At 64.7% G+C, this 19,338-nt stretch carries 15 protein-coding genes and 1 pseudogene; 8 read left to right on the plus strand and 8 right to left on the minus strand.

From position 1 onward, the window contains the following. Positions 1-12: 12 nt before the first annotated feature. The 3 genes from ACODRX_RS18985 to ACODRX_RS18995 form a co-directional block, all read right to left on the minus strand. Positions 13-2,112 (minus strand): hypothetical protein, encoded by a 2,100-nt coding sequence (locus ACODRX_RS18985; protein WP_488873094.1) that lies wholly within the window; start codon positions 2,110-2,112, stop codon positions 13-15. Between the two features lie 53 nt (positions 2,113-2,165). Next, positions 2,166-3,695 carry a serine hydrolase domain-containing protein gene (locus ACODRX_RS18990; RefSeq protein ID WP_488873095.1) on the minus strand — a complete coding sequence of 510 codons (1,530 nt, stop codon included), beginning with the start codon at positions 3,693-3,695 and terminating at the stop codon, positions 2,166-2,168. Between the two features lie 69 nt (positions 3,696-3,764). Further along, the gene (locus ACODRX_RS18995; RefSeq protein WP_488873096.1) at positions 3,765-5,102 is read right to left on the minus strand and encodes an alpha/beta hydrolase family protein; all 1,338 of its coding nucleotides are present in this window, start codon (positions 5,100-5,102) and stop codon (positions 3,765-3,767) included. Positions 5,103-5,239: 137 nt separating this feature from the next. Here ACODRX_RS18995 and ACODRX_RS19000 point away from each other — a divergent pair, with 137 nt between their 5' ends. From ACODRX_RS19000 to ACODRX_RS19015, 4 genes are all read left to right on the plus strand, one after another. After that, positions 5,240-6,043 carry a response regulator transcription factor gene (locus ACODRX_RS19000; RefSeq protein ID WP_488873097.1) on the plus strand — a complete coding sequence of 268 codons (804 nt, stop codon included), beginning with the start codon at positions 5,240-5,242 and terminating at the stop codon, positions 6,041-6,043. A gap of 98 nt (positions 6,044-6,141) precedes the next feature. Beyond that, positions 6,142-8,010, plus strand: a complete 1,869-nt coding sequence (locus ACODRX_RS19005; protein WP_488873098.1) for a sensor histidine kinase — start codon at positions 6,142-6,144, stop codon at positions 8,008-8,010. 413 nt (positions 8,011-8,423) lie between these two features. Further along, the gene (locus ACODRX_RS19010; protein WP_488873099.1) at positions 8,424-8,594 is read left to right on the plus strand and encodes a hypothetical protein; all 171 of its coding nucleotides are present in this window, start codon (positions 8,424-8,426) and stop codon (positions 8,592-8,594) included. After that, on the plus strand, positions 8,594-9,040 hold the full coding sequence (locus tag ACODRX_RS19015; protein WP_488873100.1) for a hypothetical protein: 447 nt from the start codon (positions 8,594-8,596) through the stop codon (positions 9,038-9,040). The genes ACODRX_RS19010 and ACODRX_RS19015 overlap by 1 nt, the downstream gene beginning before the upstream one ends. Positions 9,041-9,123: 83 nt before the next feature. On the opposite strand, the gene ACODRX_RS19020 is transcribed toward ACODRX_RS19015, so the two are convergent. The 5 genes and pseudogenes from ACODRX_RS19020 to ACODRX_RS19040 form a co-directional block, all read right to left on the minus strand. Continuing rightward, positions 9,124-10,302 (minus strand): IPTL-CTERM sorting domain-containing protein, encoded by a 1,179-nt coding sequence (locus tag ACODRX_RS19020; RefSeq protein ID WP_488873101.1) that lies wholly within the window; start codon positions 10,300-10,302, stop codon positions 9,124-9,126. A gap of 276 nt (positions 10,303-10,578) precedes the next feature. Beyond that, positions 10,579-10,977, minus strand: a pseudogene (locus ACODRX_RS19025) (transposase); the annotation flags it as partial. 319 nt (positions 10,978-11,296) lie between these two features. Next, positions 11,297-13,399, minus strand: coding sequence for a TonB-dependent receptor (locus tag ACODRX_RS19030; protein WP_488873102.1), 2,103 nt, complete (start codon positions 13,397-13,399; stop codon positions 11,297-11,299). Between the two features lie 90 nt (positions 13,400-13,489). After that, positions 13,490-13,978: a nickel-responsive transcriptional regulator NikR gene (nikR, locus tag ACODRX_RS19035; RefSeq protein ID WP_488873103.1), complete on the minus strand. Its 489-nt coding sequence runs from the start codon at positions 13,976-13,978 to the stop codon at positions 13,490-13,492. Positions 13,979-14,282: 304 nt separating this feature from the next. Then, positions 14,283-15,233 (minus strand): LysR family transcriptional regulator, encoded by a 951-nt coding sequence (locus ACODRX_RS19040; protein WP_488873104.1) that lies wholly within the window; start codon positions 15,231-15,233, stop codon positions 14,283-14,285. Between the two features lie 215 nt (positions 15,234-15,448). Here ACODRX_RS19040 and ACODRX_RS19045 point away from each other — a divergent pair, with 215 nt between their 5' ends. Genes ACODRX_RS19045 through cuyB form a run of 4 tightly spaced genes read left to right on the plus strand, consistent with a single transcriptional unit; the run spans position 15,449 to position 19,303 of the window. After that, positions 15,449-16,396 carry an N-carbamoyl-D-amino-acid hydrolase gene (locus ACODRX_RS19045; protein ID WP_488873105.1) on the plus strand — a complete coding sequence of 316 codons (948 nt, stop codon included), beginning with the start codon at positions 15,449-15,451 and terminating at the stop codon, positions 16,394-16,396. Further along, positions 16,393-17,877, plus strand: a complete 1,485-nt coding sequence (gene hydA / locus ACODRX_RS19050) for a dihydropyrimidinase (protein WP_488873106.1) — start codon at positions 16,393-16,395, stop codon at positions 17,875-17,877. The genes ACODRX_RS19045 and hydA overlap by 4 nt, the downstream gene beginning before the upstream one ends. Next, entirely contained in the window at positions 17,874-18,557 is a 684-nt protein-coding gene (locus ACODRX_RS19055; protein WP_488873107.1) for an aspartate/glutamate racemase family protein, read from the plus strand. Before hydA ends, ACODRX_RS19055 begins: the two co-directional genes overlap by 4 nt. Continuing rightward, complete coding sequence (gene cuyB / locus ACODRX_RS19060; protein ID WP_488873108.1) at positions 18,554-19,303, plus strand: cysteate racemase; 750 nt, start codon at positions 18,554-18,556, stop codon at positions 19,301-19,303. Before ACODRX_RS19055 ends, cuyB begins: the two co-directional genes overlap by 4 nt. Positions 19,304-19,338 lie beyond the last annotated feature (35 nt).

A 19,338-nucleotide genomic window follows, 5' to 3' on the forward strand; every position in this document is an offset into this window, starting at 1 on the left:
TCTGTAAATTGATTACGGCATCCACTTCACCGGCTTCGGATAGCTCAGGTGGTTCTTGACCACGGCCTGATCGTTCTCGCGCGCCTGGTTGGGGTTGGCGTTGAGGCACCAGTTGTCGGACTGCGGGTGCTTGGCGCCCTGCGGGGTGATGACGCTGCACGCGGCCTTGTCCACGATCTGCGCCTTGTTGCTGGGGCAGGCCGACAGCGCGCCGGTGCACTTGGCGAACTTCTCTTTCACCAGCACGGTGTAGACGTTGTCCTCCATGTCGGTGAAGCGCACCTTCAGCGGGTAAGAGGCCACGGTGCCGACGCGGAAGCCGCCGACCTGCCGGCCCACCGGCATCACCATGTCCTGCTTGTCCTTGTCGCAGCCGGGGTCGGCGGGGTCTGCGCCCAGCGAGCACACGCCGTACTTCTTGATCATCTGGATGTTGAGCTTGCCGTCGATCTCCTGCGGCACGCCCAGGCCCACCGAGAAGCCGTCGGCGTAGTTGAACGCCTTGTCGTTTTCCAGCCCCGCGGTGCCGCCCACGGTGAACACCAGGCCGTCGCCCTGCTCGCTCATGAAGCCCACGGCGTCATCGACCGAGAAGCCGTAGGCGCTCATGTCCAGGTCGTCGTGGATCAGCTTGACGTAGGGGTTGAAGGCCAGCTTGGGGTTGGCCTTCACGGCGCTTTGGCGGTAGTTGTATTGCAGGTCTTCGATGTACAGGGTCTGCACTTCGGCGTGGTCGTGGCCGTTGACCGTGGTCTTGGCCAGTTGGTTGGCATCCGCGCCGCAGCCTTCGTTGAAGGGCACCCAGCCGTAGATGTGCTTGATGGCCTCCCAGTACTTGAACTCGGCCACGTGCGCCGGAATCTTGCGCGAGCCCTCGGGGTCGCCCACGCACTGCTGCTGCTCGTACATCGCCAGGTACTGCCTGTGGTTCTGGGCGAAGAAGTCCTTGATGAGCGCCATCTCGTCACGCATGGCCTGCGGCGCGGGGCAGTCCGCCGGGTACTTCTTGCCGGTGTACTGCGAAATGTCCTCGCTGCCCCAATCGACGCACGAACCCCACAGATCCTGGATGTTCTGCACCGCCTGGCCCCACTGCATGCTGCGCTGCTCGCCGGGGGTGCACTGGCCGTCGAGGCACTTCAGCACCGTCAGCACGGGCGGGTTCTTGCCATCGGCGGGCTTGACGGGCACCTCCGGGTCTTCCAGCAGGTAGCCGCCGCGCTGGGCGAAGATGTTGTAGCCGCCGGGCAGGCGCAGCTCGCTCATGTTGTAGAGCGGCCAGCCTTCGCCCAGGCTGCCGGGCTGGACGAAGCTGCGCAGCGTGGCGCGGAAGTCGCTCAGCTTCTTGGCCGAGCCGCTGTAGCCGATGTAGGGGTTGCCCCGCACGCCGATGGCCACGGGCATGTAGACGTGATCGACGTAGGAGATGTTGTAGCCCACGTTCTCGGGCTTGAGCATGGGCGTGCTCTGGCCGGGCGGGGTGATGGCGTCGCCGAAGGTGTATTCGGACAGCTGCGCGAACACGTCCTCCTGGAACTGCACCGGGCTGGTGTAGGTGCTCAGGCTGCAGGTGGTGCCCGTGCCCTTGCAGTCCACGCTGGCGGGCGTGTCCATCGCCTTGTCCCCGCTGTCGCGCAGGCGCTTGTTGCGGTCGGCCAGCAGCACGCGCCCGCCGTTCCACCAGGTGACGTACTTGCCGGGCGAGAGTTCGCTGTAGAGCGGCAGCGTCAGGGTCACTTCCGAGCCGGGCGGAATACCCTGGCCGTCGTTGACGTAGAGCTTGTAGACCGCGCCGGTGGAGATGGGGGCGTTGGTGCGCTGGCAGGCGCGCACCCACTTGTTGTCGAGGTTCATGCTGGTGGCGAGCACCGGGTAGATTTGTCCCTCGGAGTTGTTGCGGATGGTGATGGTCTTGGGCTCGACCTGCACGTCCTGGTTGCCGTAGTCCTTGCAGGTGACGGTCTGGCCGGCCCCGGGGTTGCCGGCGCCTGGAGGGGGCGCGGTCTCGCCGAGGTTGGAGCCGCTGCCGCCGCAGCCCGCCAGGGCAAGCGCCAGCAGCAGGGCCGTGGGTGCGTGGCGCCGGGCCATGCTTGGGGGTGATGAGATGCGCATTTCAAAGACTCCTCGTAGATGTTTGGTGTTGTTTGCAGGGAATGGGCCCACCGTCATCGGCCATCGGCCACGCGCTCGAAAAGCCCGTGCGCCAGGTCTTCGGCGTAGTACTCAATCTGCATCCGCCCCGGGCCGTCCAGGCTGAACTGCACGGCAGAGACGGAGCCCGGCGGGGCGTTCTCGCCCGAGAGGTCGAATGCGAACAGGTCACCATCCTGGTGGCGCAGGCGATAGCGCACCTGGGTAGGGCCGAGCACAAGATCCAGCGCCGCCCCTCCAGCGCCAAGCTCCACGCACGCATCGCCGTAGTAGGCGTTGGCGTAGCAGCCTGCGTAGCGGCCCAGCGGTAAGGAAGGCGAAGGCGAAGCAGGCGGCGGCTGGCCTGCGAGGCGGCCCAGGGGGCGGTACAGCCCATGCATCTTTTCTTGCATGACGGCCAGCCAGTCGACACTGGGTATGCCATTGGCCGCATCGCCCAGGGCCTGCTCGCCAAAGGCCAGGGCAATGGCCTCGGCCAAGCCGCGCGGCTGGGCGTTGGTGAGCACGACAATGCCCAGGTCTGCCTCTGGCCACAGAATGAAGGCGGTGTGCGCGCCCAGCAAGAACGCGCCAGAATGCGAGATGCTGGGGTGGCCGTGCGGATCGGGCCCCACATTGAAACCATGGCCGTAGGCACCGCCGGGGCGGGCCGTCGTGGCGGCTTTGAGTGCGGCAGGGTCAAGGAGCTGCCGCCCCTGCCACCGGCCCTCGGCCAGCACCAATGCCATCCAGCGCGCCATGTCGGCCACACTGGCACTGGCGCCGCCAGCGGGTGACTGGGCATCAGGTTGGCGCTGGGGTTGCGCCACGGCGTAGCGGGCAGGCTCGGCGCCATAGCTGTCGTAGCTGAAGCCGGCCTGCACATGGCCCCAGGCGCGATTGCCCTGGGCCATGAGGTCGGCATGGCGCGAGCTGGTGCGGGCCATGCCCAGCGGCTGGTACAGCGCCTGTGCGGACAGCGCGATCCAGTCGGTGCCGCGCGCCTGGGCCAGAGCCTGCGCAGCGGCTGTCAGGCCAAAGTTGGTATAGGCATAGCTGCCATAGGGATTCAATGGCACCTGGCGCAGGCGCCCCAGTATCTCGGCGCGCGAATAGCCCAGGTCTTCGAGCTGATCGCCGGCATGGTCGGGCAGGCCACTGCGGTGGGCGAACAAATCGCCCAGGCTCAGGCGGGTGTTGTCCCGCGCGTCGGGATAGGCCAGGTCGAAGCCCGGCATCAGGCGCTCCATGGGCGTATCCCAATCCACCGGTGACCTGCCCGCGCCGCCAGGCATGTTGGCGGCCATGACCGTGGCGGCCAGCGACTTGGACACCGAGGCGAGCGGGAATACCGTGTCTGCATCGACGGCAGCATCGCTATCCACCCTGCGCACACCGAAGCCCCGTGCATACAGCGTCTGGCCGCCATGAACCACCGCGACCGCCACGCCGGGCACACCGGTGCGCGCCATCCATTGCGGCACCAGCGTGTCCAGCCGGGCAGCGGCCTGGCGTACCTGGGCAGCCTCGGGCCGATTGCTGTTGCCGCCGCCGCAGGAACACACAGCAGCAGCCGCCAGGGTTGCGGCTGAGACAATGAAAACGTGGTGGAGAAGGCGGCGCATGGACATGGGTCAGGCCCTGAAAACTTCGTCCAGCCAGTCCATGGAGACTGCAGCGGAATAGGCCAGGTTGCCGGTCTGGCAATGGCCATCGGCCCCCTCTTCGACAGTGAAGACATGGCGCCAAGCCGGGCCGCCGACGGTGCGCATGAAATGCTCGCACTGGGCCAGGGGCTCGGCGCCCTCGCCAGTACCAACCAGGGCCAGCGAGGGGCAGCGGATATTGCGCAGGCGGTCGTCATCCACCCGGAAGTCGCGCAGACGCAGGTAGGTCTGCTTGAAGCTGTCCCGGCCCAGGCGCAGCATCAGGTTGCGCATCATCTCGCGCGTCTGCGGCGGGATGACGTCATCGGGTATGTGGTCGATGTCGGCCAGGTGCACGTCCTGGTCATCGGGCATCAGGGCCGGATCGAACCCTGCGAATGAGGCCATGTAGGCATGCAGGTCGACGATGGGCGAGTTGGCGATGAGGGCGCGCACACGCGGCTCGTGCGCGGCGATGCGGGCAGCAAAGTAGCCACCAAAGCTGATGCCCATGAGCGCAATGCGGCGCGGGTCGATCTCACGGCGCGACAGCAGATAGTTCAACGCGAGCCGGCCGACGTACTCATATTCGGGAATGAAGCTCATGCCGGGATGAAAGCGCAGCGTGTCCATCTGCCCCGGGCCGGTGAACAGCAGCAGGTGGTAGCCGCGCTCCAGCGCGGCTCGGCCGTAGGACAGCCAGGTTTCCTCCAGCGTGCCGTCGTAGCCACTAATGAGCATCAGCGTCTTGCCGCGGTGGCCGCGGTGGTGCCCATGCGGAGTTTCCGCGCGGACGTAGTACGCGGGCAACGGCGTATCACCCCAGGGTAGGAAAACCTCTTCCACACCCGCGCCGTGCCCACGCACGGCAGCCAGAAAGCATTCGCGGCTCTTGCGGCCCAAGCGAACGTGCTCAGGGTCCTGCACGCCGCAGTAGTACTCTGCCGCGCGGTAGCTGTTGCAGGCCACCAGGTACTGATCGCGTGCACTGACGGTATGTCCACGCAGTGCGCGGGCTTGGGCGTTGGCCTCTTGGCGCTGGGCGGCGGCGCTGAACTCCGCCACCCAACTGGCCGGGATACCGCTCTGTATGCGCTGTACCAGCGCCAGACATTCCCCCACCGAAGCGCCACCATACCGCGCCGCACCCAATTGGCGCATTAGCTGGTAGTCCATCTCGGCATCGGCGAAGCCCGCCACACGAGTGCTGCCGCGCTCCATCTTGTCGCCGGGCTGAGATTGCGCTAGCACCGGCAAAGCCAGGCTGGCGGCGGCAGCGGCCATGAAATGGCGGCGGCGTGGCAGGTGCAGAGACAGGTTTTTCATAGCGGACTCCCAACTAGACGGTTGCTGGCGGTGTTTGATTGGCTCCTCGCCATGCAATTGCCATGTTGTAAAAATTGTAAAATTACCGTCTCGGCGCGGAGCGCTTCTTTTCTGTCAAATGCTGTCAAAATCTACCAGTGCGCATCGTATGGCCGGTTTATTTCAATAAATTCACCCATTCCGTGCTGATTGCGTCTAGCCGAATGCCCCCCTCTTGTCACATCGCTGTTGTTGAAGACCATGCCGGGCTGCTGGCCGACCTGGTGGAGTTCCTCGAATTGCGCGGTTTTTCAGCGCGCGGCTTCGATAGTGCGGAAAGTTTTTTCTCTGTTTGGCCAGCAACGCATTTCGATTTGCTGTTATTGGACGTGGCATTACCAGGCATCAGCGGATTGGAGATTGCGCAGCGGGTTCGCGCCCATGGCGTGGGTAATGCGACGGGCGTCGTGATGCTGACCGCGCTGGATGCCAATGACGACCAGGTGCTCGGCTTCCATGCGGGGGCCGACGTATACCTTTCCAAGCGCAGTTCCCTGGAAGTCATTGAAGCGGCCTGTCACGGCGTGCTGCGCCGCCTGGAGCGACACGAGGCCAGCCACCCAACCGTCACCGGCAGCCCGATCAGCCCCACTGAGCAACGCTGGCGTCTTTCCCCCAAGGACTGGCAGCTGCATACGCCCAATGGCATGGCGCTCGACCTGACCCATGCCGAGGTGCGGCTGCTGCACGCGCTGTGTGAAACGCCTGGCAAGGCCGTGACCCGAGAGGCTTTGCTGGTGCACCTGGACAAGCAGGAAACGCCATTCACCCTGCGCAACCTGGACAACACGGCAAGCCGCCTGCGGCGCAAGGTGCAGGCGGCCTGTGGGCTGGAGTTGCCGCTGCGGCCCAGCTACGGCAAGGGCTACACCTTCGCTGCACATTGCGAGTTGGCACCGTGAAGCGCGGGAGAAAAGCGCCAGATCCCCACGTCTCACCGTGCTTACGGCTCCTGCTGTGCTGGCTACCGATCGTGATGGTTATGGTGATTGCAATAGCAATGAGCACCCCGACGCGGGCCATGCCAACACCCGTCCATGCTGCCCCGGTTTCACTGGAGGGGCGGCTGGAGCATTTCGCGGATGCCAGCGGGACGCTGCCTTTCAAGGCGGTTTCCCAAGCGGATTTTGTCCGCTCGCACTTCGTGCGCCTACCCGCTTTCCGCAGCCTCGGCTACGGCACTGACACGCATTGGTTCCACGTCGAACTGGGGCCGCAAGACGGCAGTCCCTCGCACCGCATGCTCACCATCGGCTCACCGGAGCTAGAGGAATTGGATGTCTGGGTGCAGCGCCCGGACGGCAGCTTCGAGGCCCATGCGCTGGGCTACCACCGCAGCTACGAAGGCCGCCCGCTGACGCGCTTGTCCGTGCTGCCGCTGGACACGTTCCCCGGCATGCACCTCTACTGGCGCGTGCGCACGACCAATGCCCTCAGCGTGTATGCCGAGCTGCTGCCCGCCGAGGACTTCACCAGCGGCGAGACCCGCGCCAACTTTTTCCACGGCCTGTACTTCGGCATCCTGCTGATTGCGGTGGCTCTGTACGCCATCCTCGGGGCGCGCTTGCGCGATGCGGTGATGGCCGCCTATGCAGGCTATGTGGCGTCGCAACTGCTCTTCCACCTCGGTGCGACGGGCTACCTGCCCGTGCTGCTCGCGGGCCGGTCGGCATGGCTCATGGATGCGCTGCCCCGCATCGGCTGGCTGGGCGCGGCGGCGTGCATCGCGCTGATGTGGGATCGGCTGCTCCAGCTCCAAACCGCCCATCCGCGCATCCACCGCCTGTACCTGTTCACGGTCGCCTTGAACCTGATGCTGCTGTTCTTCGCGCTGCAACCGGCGCTGGTGACGCACGCCGTGCTGCTGGTCGTGAAGGCGGCCAACTACCTCAACGTGCTGAACTTCGTGATCGCCATGGGCCTGCTGGCGCAAACCTGGCGGCGTGACCGCCGCGCCGAGTGGATGGTCTATCTGGTCGCCTTCGTCATCCCCGCGCTCGGCGCGCTGGTCAACACGCTGACCAACCAGGGCTTGCTGCCCTGGAATGCCGTGACGGCCCATTTCTACCAAACCGTCGCGCTGGTGCACGTGCTGGTCATGAGCTACGGGCTGGCGCTGCGCCTGCGCCAGTTGCAGCAGGACAAGGCCGCGGCCCAGCAGGAGACGGCCATCGTCACCCAGCGTGCCCAGCAGCAGCGGCACTTCGTCGCCATGCTCTCCCATGAATTCGGCAACCCGCTGGCGGCCATCGACCGCGCCGCGCAGATGCTGCAGCTCAACGTGCCGCACCTGCCGCCCAAGGATGCGCAGCGGCTGGCGCTGATCCGCGGCAATGCGGCCACGTTGTCCGGCTTCGTCGAACGCTTTCTGATGACCGAGGCGCTGGACAACGGCGCCCTGTCGCTTTCGCGCACGCCGTGCCGCATCCGCCAACTGCTGGAGGACGCCGTTCACCAGCAGCCTGCAGACCTGCGTTCGCGCATGCATCTGCAGGAATGCCCCGAAGGCGCGTTCGAGGTGGACAGCACCTTGATCGGCGTGGCGATCGGCAATCTGCTCACCAACGCCTTGCGCTATTCACCTCCAGACAGTCCGGTCGAAATCGGTGCCACGCTGGGCGGCACTGGGCTGCGCATCCGCGTTGCCGACCATGGCCCCGGCCTGAATGCCGACGAACTGGACAAGCTGGGGGCGCCGTACTTCCGTGGCGCTGCGGCCTTGGGCAAGAAGGGTAGCGGGCTGGGCTACCACTTCACCCGGCGCATCGTGGAGGCCCACGGCGGCACGCTGACGGCCCGCTCCGGCGCGCATGCGGGGCTGGAAGTGGAGATTTTTCTGCCTGGCTCAGCAAAGTCAAACCTAAGGTGAAGGCCATAGTGAATCGCCTACATGGTTCGCCCAAGGAGAGCAAGCTTCTGCATCACGATGGTTTGGAGGGGTTGCCAACGTTGGCACCGCCCTAGCGATTCGATCGGTCACATAGTCAATGAATGCGCGCAAGGTCCAGCGATATCTCGGGATAGAGTTCTTTGAAGCCGCCTAGCAGGGGCGCTAACATGTTTTTCCCGAAGCAGACGCCGGGCGAGATACGCAGATACCCGCACGGAGGGCCGCTTCGAAATTCGCGCATCTCGTCCAGGGCTTGCACAATCTGTTGAACAGTTGGTTTGCAGTTTGCGTAGAACAGTTCGCCCTCGTGCGCCGGGGTTGTGCTGCGCATAGTCCGGAGGAACAGGCGTACCTCTAGTTGCTCCTCTAGCTTCTGGACGCTGCGGCTGCTGGTGAAGTCGCAGGTCGTCACCCACGCGAAGAAACTGGCGCAGCCGCTGCCACGGCAGGCCATTGGCGAACTTCTGAAGGCCGAGATCGACCGTGCGGTGCTGTGCGGCCGGCTCTGGGGCTCCGCTGCAGCGGCTGGTATGCGCGCCCTGGGGCTGATCGGAGATCAGTGATGAAGCGCCGCACTTTTGGGGAATCCCTCGATGCAGCCGAGAAGCTCGACGCAGAATGGGGCACGGATCATCGTGCCAAGGCGGTGATTTGCTGGATGCTGGCAGTCGTCTCAGCCAAGCCCACGCGCCTCGCCAAGTCCATAGCTGCCAGCGCGGTCATGCGCGTGAACCGCAGCCCGCACGCTGCCAGTCAAGGGGGCGGTAGCCGCAAGGCCACCAAAGCGCCTGCGCGGCCCCAGCGCGATGGCGTGGACCCGACGCTCAAGGCCGTGGCCGACGTGGCGCACAAGATGCCGAAGCCCGACGACGCCAAGGTGCGCGCTGCCGCCGTGGCCGGCTTGAGCCCTGAACGGCTGGCCGAGGTGGTGGATGCGGCGGTCGTTCAGGGCCGGATCTCAGGTACTGCCGCCGTGGCGCTGTCGAAGCCGCTGGGTGTGACGCATTGAGGTGAGGGGAGGCGGGAGCGCCTCCCCCAATGCTGGGATCGAATCAGGTGGGAAATGGAAAAGCCGCCCTCAGGCGGCTTCTATCAGGGCTGATGGCGTCTGCGCACTCTTGCTATACCCAATATGCCAATCATGGAAGACAGCAAAATCAGGCTCATTTCTGCAAGTGTGGGAACTGGCTTGGCAGTCGCTGGCTGAGGGGGAGTAACGGCCGTAATCGGTCCAGAAGCCGCCGTGCATACCTCGGCTCCCTGCAGAGTTCCGCGCACGGCCACCGGGGTCACGCAATAGAACAGATATGAGCCGACATCGCTGTTTTGCGCGGTGTAGCTGACCGAGCCTGCAACACCCAACGTGCTGCCAGACTGCACTACCGTGCCTTGTGCTGCGCTGGTTAGGCCGGTGGTGGAGCTGCGCACCCATTGATAGCTGGTGCCGGCGCCGCTGCTATCTTCTGGATCGCTTTCAGTATCGGCATATGTATAGCTGCCGACTAGCGTTTGTCCAACCTGTGGCTGGCCGCTGATTGCGGGTACGGCCGTGGGCGCATCATTGCTGGCACAGGCAGTGGTGCCAGATATGGCTGCCGCGAAACCCATGTTATACACGCCACTCTTTACATAGATGGTCATGGTGTTGGCGCCCAACTGCCAATCCGGCGAAGCCATGGCAGGGATGGTGAACCAGCGGTTGTATCCAAAACCAACATAACCAAATTGATTGGCGCTGCCTGCTTGGGGCAAGCCCCATGTACCTGCGCCACGCGCCAGCTGCGATTTCCCGTTGACAAATATATCGACCACCGAGTTATCGGCGCTGAAAGTCATTGACGGCTGAAAGCTCGCGAGCGATACCGTGGAGTCCAGGTTGAACTGAATTTGAAAAAGCGCATCGATGTTTCCGCCGTACGATCCATCGGTATAGGGCTGGCTTCCATAGGCATCCATGCCGATCCACTTGGCTGCTGCGCTGGCGGCCGGCGTGCTTGTCCAGCTAGGAGTCGGATTGGTGACGATATAAGCATTGCCAAAAGTCCCCCAGTTGATTGGATCGCTTCCCGCATAGGCTGGCAGATACTGGAATTTCCAGTAGCCATCAACAGCTGAGTTGGCTGTGCTGGCCTGACCAGTGTTCAGTTGCGCGACAGAGTTTGGTTTGCAATCAATTGTTGGAATGGTTTGCGCCTGTGCATAATTTGTGCAGGTGCAAATAATTCCCACAAAAACCAAGGGCGGTGAAAATATACTAAAAAGTGGTCGCATAGCAATCTAGTGATTAATGTGGTCCACTTCAGTATCTCGGTTTTTTTATTAAAGTCTCGAGAAGCTCTCAAACAATTATTAACGGTTAATAATTACTTGCATTTCGATGCTCAGTTAGGGAAGGTCTGCAAAACCCCTGTTCTCAGACGTGCCTGACTCCACTGCGAACATAGGTCCGGCAACTCCCTGCAGACACTGCCTTTCGCGTCAGTTTTCCCCCCGCCTGCAGGCCTGTTTCAGACCTTGCAGCGCCACTTTGGCGCCATGCAGACGCACTCATCCCTGCGTGCCTATGATGCGCTTTCTGGCCATCCACAGATTGCCCAATGCAAACAGCATGGTCAGGCGCGCCGTGTTCTTCTTCAGACCCCGGTAGCGTACCTTGGCGTACCCGAACTGCTGCTTGATCACCCGGAACGGGTGCTCGACCTTGGCCCGCACGCTGGCCTTTAGCCGCTCGGCCTTGTCCAGCAGTTTGTGAAGCTCGCGCTCTGGATCGAGCGCTTTGCGCTTGCCTGGGCGCATGGCCACGTGCCACGTGGCTTTGCTCCCCTGCATTTCCTGGCGCTTGTCCACGCCTTGGTAATCCGCATCGCCCCAGGCGTGCGTCTCCTTGCCATGCAGCGGTCCTGCTGCCTGCGTTACGTCATTGACGTTGGCCGCCGTACCGATGACCAATGTCGCCCAGGCACGACCTGGTTCATCTCGTCGAGGAAGACTTCCTTGCGGGTCTTCTTGGGCAAGGGGTCCAGGCCCAGGGTGTATTGATCCATGGCGACATTGTCTTGGATGCCTGGCGCCGGGGAAGGTCAGGCGGGGAGGTTTTGCAGACCTTCCCTAAGGGGTAAACCGGCCTGGGCCCTCGTGGATTGCCAAGGCCTGTGATGCCTTGAGCCGGCGGTTGGCATTCCGTTGCCGGGGGCTCGGGCTGTATCTCGTCCAAGTCACAGTCAGTCGGCGCGGGCTCTTGTTGCGTCAAGTTGCCGGCATGGGCTTAAAACGTCCACCGGGCCGACACCCGCACAATGCGGGGCTCCATCGGGTGCACATGGCGGTCGTCGATGCCCGCGCCGCATACGCCGCTGCTCACCTCGCGTGCGGAGCACGAGGCGTACCAGTATTCGATGTCATTGCCTTTGCTACCCGCCAGGTTGAACACCTGCAGACCCAGGGTGAGGTTGTTGTTCACGGCATAGCTGGTGCCGAAGTTCAGCAGCGTCACCGGCCGCGAGCGCACCGTGTTCAGGGTGTCGAGCGCGCGTGAGCCCATGTAGCGCAAGCGCAGCGTGCTGGTCCACGGCCCCTGTTGCCACACCACGCCGGCGGCGGCCACGCGCTCGACAGCGTTGTCCACGTAGTTGCCTTCGCCTTCGGGTACCGGGCCGCGAAAGCGCGCCCGCGATACGGCAGCATCGGCCTCCACGCGCCAGCGCGGATTGATCTGCCAGCGCAAGGTGGCCTCCAGGCCACGCCGCTTGCTGGCGCGGCCGGCTTCGGTGCTACCGGCATCGCCCACATACACCAGCTCCGAATCGAGCTGCAGCTGCCACAGCGCAGCGGTGACCATGAGACCGTCGCGCGGCTGGAAGCGCCAGCCGACTTCCGCACCCTGGCCCTTGACCAGGGTAGCCACCTGCTCGGCCGGGGCGCCGCTTTGCGGATCGACCGTGATGGTGGCGCCACGCACGTCGTTGCTGTGAAAACCCTGGCCGGCATTCAGATACAGCTCATGCCTGGGCGTGATGGCCCAGGCCAGGCCGGCCTTGGGGCCGAGGCGCGAATCGTGCCCCCGGCCGCTGTTGGCCGCGCCATACACGGACTCGCGGCCCTGTACGTCATAGCCCAGCCAGTCGCCACGCAGCCCGAGGTAGCCACGCAAGCTGTCCGTCAGGTAGACGAGCTGCTGCCCATAGATGGAGACCAGATCTTGCGACACCTTGTCATTGCGCACCGTGCCGGTGCGCTCGCGCGCAGTGGTCGAATACAGGCCCACTTCGCCGATGCGGTCGCCGCGCCACTGCGCGCCCATGCTCAGCACGCCATCCAGGCCGGCCAGCCTGGCCGCCTGGGTGCGCGAGGCCTGCGCGCCGAAGACCCTCCGCCGGTCGGTCTGCTCGAACTGATCGCCTTGCTGGGGATTGGCGAGGAAATAAGTGAAGTCGGAAAACAGCTCGAACCGGTAGTCGATGGCATAGGCGCTGAGGCGCGTCTCGCCTTGCGGCCCTTTGTCGAACCACTGGCCCGACAGCGAGAGCCGGCGCGTGTTGCCACCGTCGGTCGGATTCATGTTGCCAAAGCGCGACAGCTCGCCGCTGTCGATCAGGCGTTCGGGCACCTGGTCGGTCGAGTTCCACCGGCTCTGGTAGGCCATGCCGGTGAGCTGGAATCCGCGTGTCGGAGCGCCCTGCGAATAACGCAACACGGCATTGGCCTTGCGCAGGTTCTCGGGCACCTCCCATGGGCCATTGTTGCCTTCCAACTCGATGGCGCCGAGCCAGGTCTGGTCGCCCAGCGTGCGCGAGCCCGCCGCCAGCAGCCGGCGGAAATTGTGCGGCCCCAGCGTGGTCTCGATGAAAGGCCGCTCCAGCGCGCTCACGTAGTCCAGACTGGCGCTGCCCGCCAGCGAAAAATCGCCGCTGTCGGCGAAGTAAGGCCCCTTGCGGTAGCGCACGCCCGACACCAGCTCGGGGACCAGGAAGTTCAAATCCGCAAAGCCCTGGCCGTGGCCATGCGTGGGCATGTTCACCGGCATGCCATCGACGGTCACCGAGAAGTCGGTGCCGTGGTCCAGGTTGAAGCCGCGCAGGAAGTACTGGTTGGCCTTGCCGTCGCCCGAATGCTGGGTGGCGACCACGCCGGGCACCGCCTCCACGATGTCACCAGGCCGCAGCTTGGGGCGCGACTGGAACGAGACCTTCTCGGCAGCACCTTCGCTGGCGCTGTCTGCGGTGCCTATGGCGGCATCGCGCGGCCCGAACACCTGGACTTCCGGCAGATGGGAGGGCGGCGCGACGGCCTCTTGTGCGCCAGCAGGGATGGCGCTGGCAGCCAGGGCCGACCAGAAGGCGCTTTGGAGCAGGGTGTGGCAGGTTGCCATGGATGCTTGTTTGTATGAGTAATTTGGAATTCTTCATACAAAAAGCAAGAAGCAAGCCAATTCGTGCATGGCGTGCTGAGGCAGCTTGCTTCAGTTCAATGGCTGGAGGTGGGTATGCGGCGGCTCCTGGCCATGCTGGTGTGGCTCGCCGTTGCCCACCAGCGGCACCAGGTGGATATTGCCGTGGCGCACCCCGCGCAGCGCCACGAGCAGCTGTGCGAACGCCTGTACCTGGGCGGTGGGGCCGCGCAGCACCACGGTCTCCAGGCAGTGGTGGTGGTCCAGATGGGTGTGCACGCTGGTGATGACCAGGTCATGGGAGTCGTGCTGCAGGTCCATGATGCGCGCGGACACGGCATGCTCATGGTGATCGTAGACATAGCTGACATTGGCTATGCACCAGGCTGGTGCGGGTCCGTGTGCGCCGGCCGGCTGCTGTGCATCCAGCCGGACATCGTCCAGCCGGGTACGGATCAGGTCCCGGACCGCCTCCGAGCGATTGACATAGCCTTTTTCTGCGATCAGCGCGTCGAATTGCTGCGCGAGTGCGTCGTCCAGGGAAATGGTAAAGCGTTGCATGTCGTGGCCGATCTCCATGGAGGGTGAAACATTGCGAATCCTGCCGCAGGCTGACAGTATCCAGGTACAGCTTTTTCAGGCCCGGCGCCTTGGCGCAGGCCTGGGCCACCACTGCTGGCGCAGCCGCTCGTGCATCTGCTCGAGCAGGCCTTGTCCGGCCCAGCGGCTGAAGCTCTTGTACACGGTCATTCACGGTGACTCATCAACGCCTTGCGCATCGTGCCGCTTGCGTGCATTCATCTGCTTTGCTCGGGGACTGCGATACCGCAGAATGAAGGAGTTTATTTATTCTGTCTACACCTTCTCAGTCGAGCGCCATGCCAAGCGAAATGCGGGGCCGCTGGTCGATTGGCGGCGCATCGGCCGCGAGTGCCAGCGTGTCGAGCACATCCGTCAAGCATTCCACGAACGCATCTGCCGCGCGGCTCAGCGGCGCGCCGTGCATGTGAATCAGATCCGCGAGAATGGGCTTGGCGTTGTCGACAGGCAGTACCCGGAACGCAGCCTTGGGCCAGCTCTGTAGCGAAAACTGCTCGACCAGTGCCACGCCTGCGCCGGCCTGAACCAGGGCGCATGCACTGTGTGGAGTGCCGACTTCGATGGCCGTTCGCGGCACGGATTGCCTGGCGGCGAATAGCTGCGCAAGCCTTTGCGCCATGGGGGTGTCGGGGACATAGCCGATATTGACGTGCTGCTCCAGGTCTTCCACGGCGACCGCGTGGGCGGCGGCCAGCGGGTGGTCCCAGGGGCAGATGCACACCAGCTTGCTGCGCGCGATCAGGCGCGTGCTCAGCTGCGGGTGTTCCATGGGCAAGGTGGATATGCCCAGGTCCGCATGACCTTCGAGGATGTGGTCGCGCAAGGCGTCGTGCCCGAGCAGCACGAAGCGCACGTTCAGGTCCGGAAATCGGCTGCGCAATTTCGCGATCGCGAGCGGAACCAGTTCATGGCCGATGCTGTTGCTCGAAGCAATGCTCAAAAGCCCCTTGCGGCGCTGGGCCAGATCCTGGGCGAGCAGGTCGATCTTGCGTATGCGGCCATAGACGTCGTCCACCGACTTGAAGAGGTGCCGGGATTCTTCGGTGGCGTAGAGGCGGCCCTTGATGCGGTCGAACAACGGGAATCCGAGACTGATCTCCAGATGCGCCAGCAGCCGGCTCACGGCAGGCACGGAGACATGCAGCAGGCGCGCAGCATCGCTGACCGAGCCGGTCGACATGACTGCCCAAAACACTTCCAAATGTCGTAGCTTCATGGTGAAACTGTACTGCGTCCCGCTGCACAGCTGCGGTGCGCCGCGATCCGTTCATTGCTGCATCAAGGTGCTATCTTGGTGCAAACACTGAGCCATTCGGGGGCTGCAGGCGCAGGTGTTAACCAAACGACAAGAGGTCTGGACAAATACGTCATCGATTTTTTTCTGCAGCTGCATGACCATTCCGGCATGGCATTTTGACCAGGAAGAGAAAGATGATGGAAAAACGCAGTTTCGTGTTGGCGGTGGCCCAGATGGGCGCGGTGCATCTCGCGGATTCCCGCGCTGCGGTGGTGGCCCGGCTCGTGGCCATGCTGAAGCAGGCCAAGGGCCGTGGGGCGCAGTTCGTGGTCTTTCCCGAGCTCGCGTTGACGACTTTCTTTCCGCGCTATTGGATGGAGGAGCAAGACGCTCAGGCCAGGTTCTTCGAGCGCCAGCTGCCCAGCGCGGAGACCCAGGCGTTGTTCGATGCGGCACGCGAGCTCGGCGTGGGCTTCTACCTGGGGTATGCGGAGCTCACGCCCGAAGGCGAGCCGTTCAACACCGCGGTCATCGTGCGCCCGGATGGAAGCGTCGCCGGCAAGTACCGCAAGATCCACCTGCCCGGCCATTCGGAGCACAAGCCCGATGCGCCGTTTCAGCACCTGGAGAAGAAGTTCTTCCAGGTGGGCGATCTGGGCTTCGGGGTGCATGAGCTCGCGCTCGGCGGCTGCGAGGTGCGCATGGGCATGTGCCTGTGCAACGACCGCCGCTGGCCCGAGACCTATCGCGTGATGGCGCTGCAAAGCGCGGAAGTCGTGGTGCTGGGCTACAACACGCCATCGCTGAACATCCACTGGAATGAGCCGGTGCATCTGCGCACCACCACGCACCTGGTCTCGCTGCAGGCGAATGCCTACCAGAACGGGATCTGGGTGGCAGCTGCCGCCAAGTGCGGCAGCGAAGATGGCCACCACATGATCGGCAGCTCGGTCATCGTTGCGCCCACGGGCGAGATCGTGGCACGGGCGGTCTCGGAAGAGGACGAGGTGATCACCGCTGTGGTGGACCTGTCGCTGGGCGAGCTGTTCCGCGAGCATGTCTTCAACTTCGCCAAGCACCGCAGGCCGGAGCACTACCGGCTGATCGTCGAGCGCACGGGCGCGGGAGCACCCGTCAAATGAGCGCGCGCGGGCTGGACCTGGTGATCCGCAACGGCCGCGTCGTCACGCAGGGGCGGGTGGAGATGGCCGACGTGGGCGTGCGAGACGGGCGCATCGAGCGCATCGCTCCGGCGCTCGGCGCCGCTGCGCGCGAGATCGATGCGGCGGGCCACTGGGTGCTGCCCGGCGGCATCGACAGCCACTGCCATGTGGAGCAGCGCTCGGGCATGGGCGTGATGTGCGCCGACGATTTCTACAGCGCCACCGTGGCCGCCGCGTTCGGCGGCACCACCAGCATCATTCCGTTTGCCGCGCAGCATCGCGGGCAAGGCATTCCCGAAGTGCTCGCCGACTACCACGCGCGTGCCGCGCAGAAGGCGGTGATCGACTACGGCTTCCACCTCATCGTGGCCAACCCGGATGAGCAGACCATCCGCACCGATCTGCCGCAGGCGATCCGCGACGGCATCACTTCGCTCAAGGTCTATATGACCTACGAGAAGATGCGCCTGGAAGACTTCCAGCTGCTGGACATCCTGGCGCTGGCGCGCGGCGAGCAGGCGCTGGTGATGCTGCACGCCGAGAACCATGACATGATTCGCTGGATCACCCAGCGCCTGTTGGAGCAGGGGCACACGGCGCCGAAATTCCACGGCATCGCGCATGATCCGCTCGCCGAGAGCGAGGCCACCAACCGCGCGATCGCCATGTCACGCCTGCTGGATGTGCCGGTGCTCATCGTGCATGTGGCAGGGGCCGAGACGGTGCAGCTGCTGCGCGGCGCGCAGCGGCTTGGCGCGCGCGTGCTGGCCGAGAGCTGCCCGCAGTACCTGTTCCTGAAGGCCGATGACATGGACCGGCCGGGCCTCGAGGGCGCAATGTTCTGCTGCTCGCCGCCCGCGCGCGATGCCGCTTCGCAGGAAGAAATCTGGCGCGGGTTGCTCGACGGAACGCTCGCCACCTTTTCGTCAGACCATGCGCCCTACCGCTTTGATGCCAGCGGCAAGCTGCCCAAGGGCGATGCCACCACCTTCAAGGAAATGGCCAACGGCGTGCCCGGTATCGAGTTGCGCCTGCCCTTGCTGTTCAGCGAAGGCGTGGCTACCGGGCGCATGGACATCCACCAGTTCGTGGCCCTGGGCGCCGGCAACCATGCCAAGCTCTACGGCCTTGCAGGCCGCAAGGGCGAGCTGATCGCGGGCGCGGATGCCGACATCGCCATCTGGGACCCGCAGCACCGTGTCACCGTCACCGCCGGCATGCTGCACGACAACGCGGGCTATACGCCCTATGAAGGGCGCGAGCTGCAAGGCTGGCCCACCACGGTGATCAGCCGCGGGCGTGTGGTGGTGCAAGATGGGCAACTGCATGCACCGAGCGGCAGCGGCCAGTTTTTGCGGCGTGGCAAGCCCGAGCTGCTGGGCGCATCCGCACGGCCGGCTCAGGCAGGCGCGAGCGGCACGGTGCTCAAGGCGCTGCTCAAGCTGGGAGAGCCGCAATGACCCAGTCCATCAAGGTGCTTGCGATCAACCCCAACAGCAGCGAAAGCGTCACGCATTCGGTGCTCAAGGCGATGCAGCGTGTACAGCCTGCATGCGGGGCCGAGTTCATCGGGCAGACCTGCGGCGACGGCCCGCCCGGTATCGTCACGCAAGCCGATTTCGACGCTGCGGCCCAGCGCTTGGCCGCGCGCGCGGCGCGTGGCTTCGATGGCGATTTCCAGGCCGTGGTCATTGCCTGCTTCAGCGATCCGGGCCTGCAGGCGGCGCGCGGCCATTGCGATCTGCCCGTCGTCGGGCTGGGCGAGGCGGGCATGCGCCGGGCGCTGCAATCGGGCCGGCGCGTCGGTGTCGTAGCCGTTGCCGAGGCGGCCATCCCCAGGCATCTGGCCTATTGGGAGCGCCTGGGCGTCGCCGGGCGCGTGGTTGGCGAGCGTGCGTTGAACCTCAGTGTTGCCGACTCGGGCGATGCGGCGCAGGCCTTCGGGCGCATGCATGCCGCGGCGCTGGTGCTGCGCGACGAGTTGCATGCCGATGCCATCTTGCTGGGCTGCGCAGGCATGTCGGCGCTGCGCGAGCGGCTGCAGCAGAGCATGGGCATTGCGGTGATCGACCCCTGCGAGGCGGCTGCGCAAGCGGCCTTGCTGGCGGCCAAGGAACGCGGTGCGGGAGGCGCGGCATGAGCGCCGCTGCGGCACAGCCGCGCTGCTTGGGCGTGCTGGGCGGCATGGGGCCGCTGGCGGGCGCGCATTTTCTGCGGCGCCTGATCGAGATGACGCCCGCGAGCTGCGACCAGGAGCATATTCCCGTGCTGCTGCGCAGCGATCCGCGCGTTCCCGACCGCACCGCAGCCATGCTGGCCGGCGGCAAGAGCCCGCTGCCCGACATGATGCAGGGCATAGCGCTGCTGGAAGACGCGGGTGCGGACTGTATCGCCATACCTTGCAATACGGCGCATCTGTGGTTTCAGCAGCTCGCGGCCAGCAGCCAGGTGCCGATCCTGCATATCGTCGATGCGGTGCTGGAGGATTTGCGGCGCCATGGCATCCATGGCGGCCCGATCGGCCTGCTCGCCACCCCTGCAACCCTGGCGCTTGATCTGTACCAGCCATCGCTGCAGCAGGGCGGCTACGAGGTGCTGCTGCCCGAGGCGCAGGCATTTGACGACTGTGTTGCGGCGATCAGGGCGGTGAAATCCAATCGCCTGGAGCAGGCCTTGGCGCCTGCCTGCCGCGCGATCGAATCGCTGGCCGCCCAGGGTGCGCGCGCCGTGGTGCTCGCCTGCACCGAGCTGCCGCTTGCGGTTCCGCATGCGTGCCGCGAAGGACTGGGCGTGGTGATCACCGACTCGGTCGATGCGCTTGCGCGCAGCGTGCTGGCGGTGTTTCGCCCGCCTTCCGATGTTTCCGCCCCCCGCGCAGCTCAGTGAAAGGAGCCGTGTTTCCCTTTGATTGCCACCACTTT

It is taken from the genome of Comamonas sp. FG99 (genome assembly GCF_057808605.1).

Bases quoted from the DNA above. Each gene is read 5' to 3' on its own strand.
- ACODRX_RS18985 (WP_488873094.1), bottom strand. From the start codon at position 2,112: ATGCGCATCTCATCACCCCCAAGCATGGCCCGGCGCCACGCACCCACG.
- ACODRX_RS18995 (WP_488873096.1), bottom strand. From the start codon at position 5,102: ATGAAAAACCTGTCTCTGCACCTGCCACGCCGCCGCCATTTCATGGCC.
- ACODRX_RS19005 (WP_488873098.1), top strand. From the start codon at position 6,142: ATGAGCACCCCGACGCGGGCCATGCCAACACCCGTCCATGCTGCCCCG.
- ACODRX_RS19015 (WP_488873100.1), top strand. From the start codon at position 8,594: ATGAAGCGCCGCACTTTTGGGGAATCCCTCGATGCAGCCGAGAAGCTC.
- ACODRX_RS19020 (WP_488873101.1), bottom strand. From the start codon at position 10,302: ATGCGACCACTTTTTAGTATATTTTCACCGCCCTTGGTTTTTGTGGGA.
- ACODRX_RS19030 (WP_488873102.1), bottom strand. From the start codon at position 13,399: ATGGCAACCTGCCACACCCTGCTCCAAAGCGCCTTCTGGTCGGCCCTG.
- nikR (WP_488873103.1), bottom strand. From the start codon at position 13,978: ATGCAACGCTTTACCATTTCCCTGGACGACGCACTCGCGCAGCAATTC.
- ACODRX_RS19040 (WP_488873104.1), bottom strand. From the start codon at position 15,233: ATGAAGCTACGACATTTGGAAGTGTTTTGGGCAGTCATGTCGACCGGC.
- ACODRX_RS19045 (WP_488873105.1), top strand. From the start codon at position 15,449: ATGATGGAAAAACGCAGTTTCGTGTTGGCGGTGGCCCAGATGGGCGCG.
- hydA (WP_488873106.1), top strand. From the start codon at position 16,393: ATGAGCGCGCGCGGGCTGGACCTGGTGATCCGCAACGGCCGCGTCGTC.
- ACODRX_RS19055 (WP_488873107.1), top strand. From the start codon at position 17,874: ATGACCCAGTCCATCAAGGTGCTTGCGATCAACCCCAACAGCAGCGAA.
- cuyB (WP_488873108.1), top strand. From the start codon at position 18,554: ATGAGCGCCGCTGCGGCACAGCCGCGCTGCTTGGGCGTGCTGGGCGGC.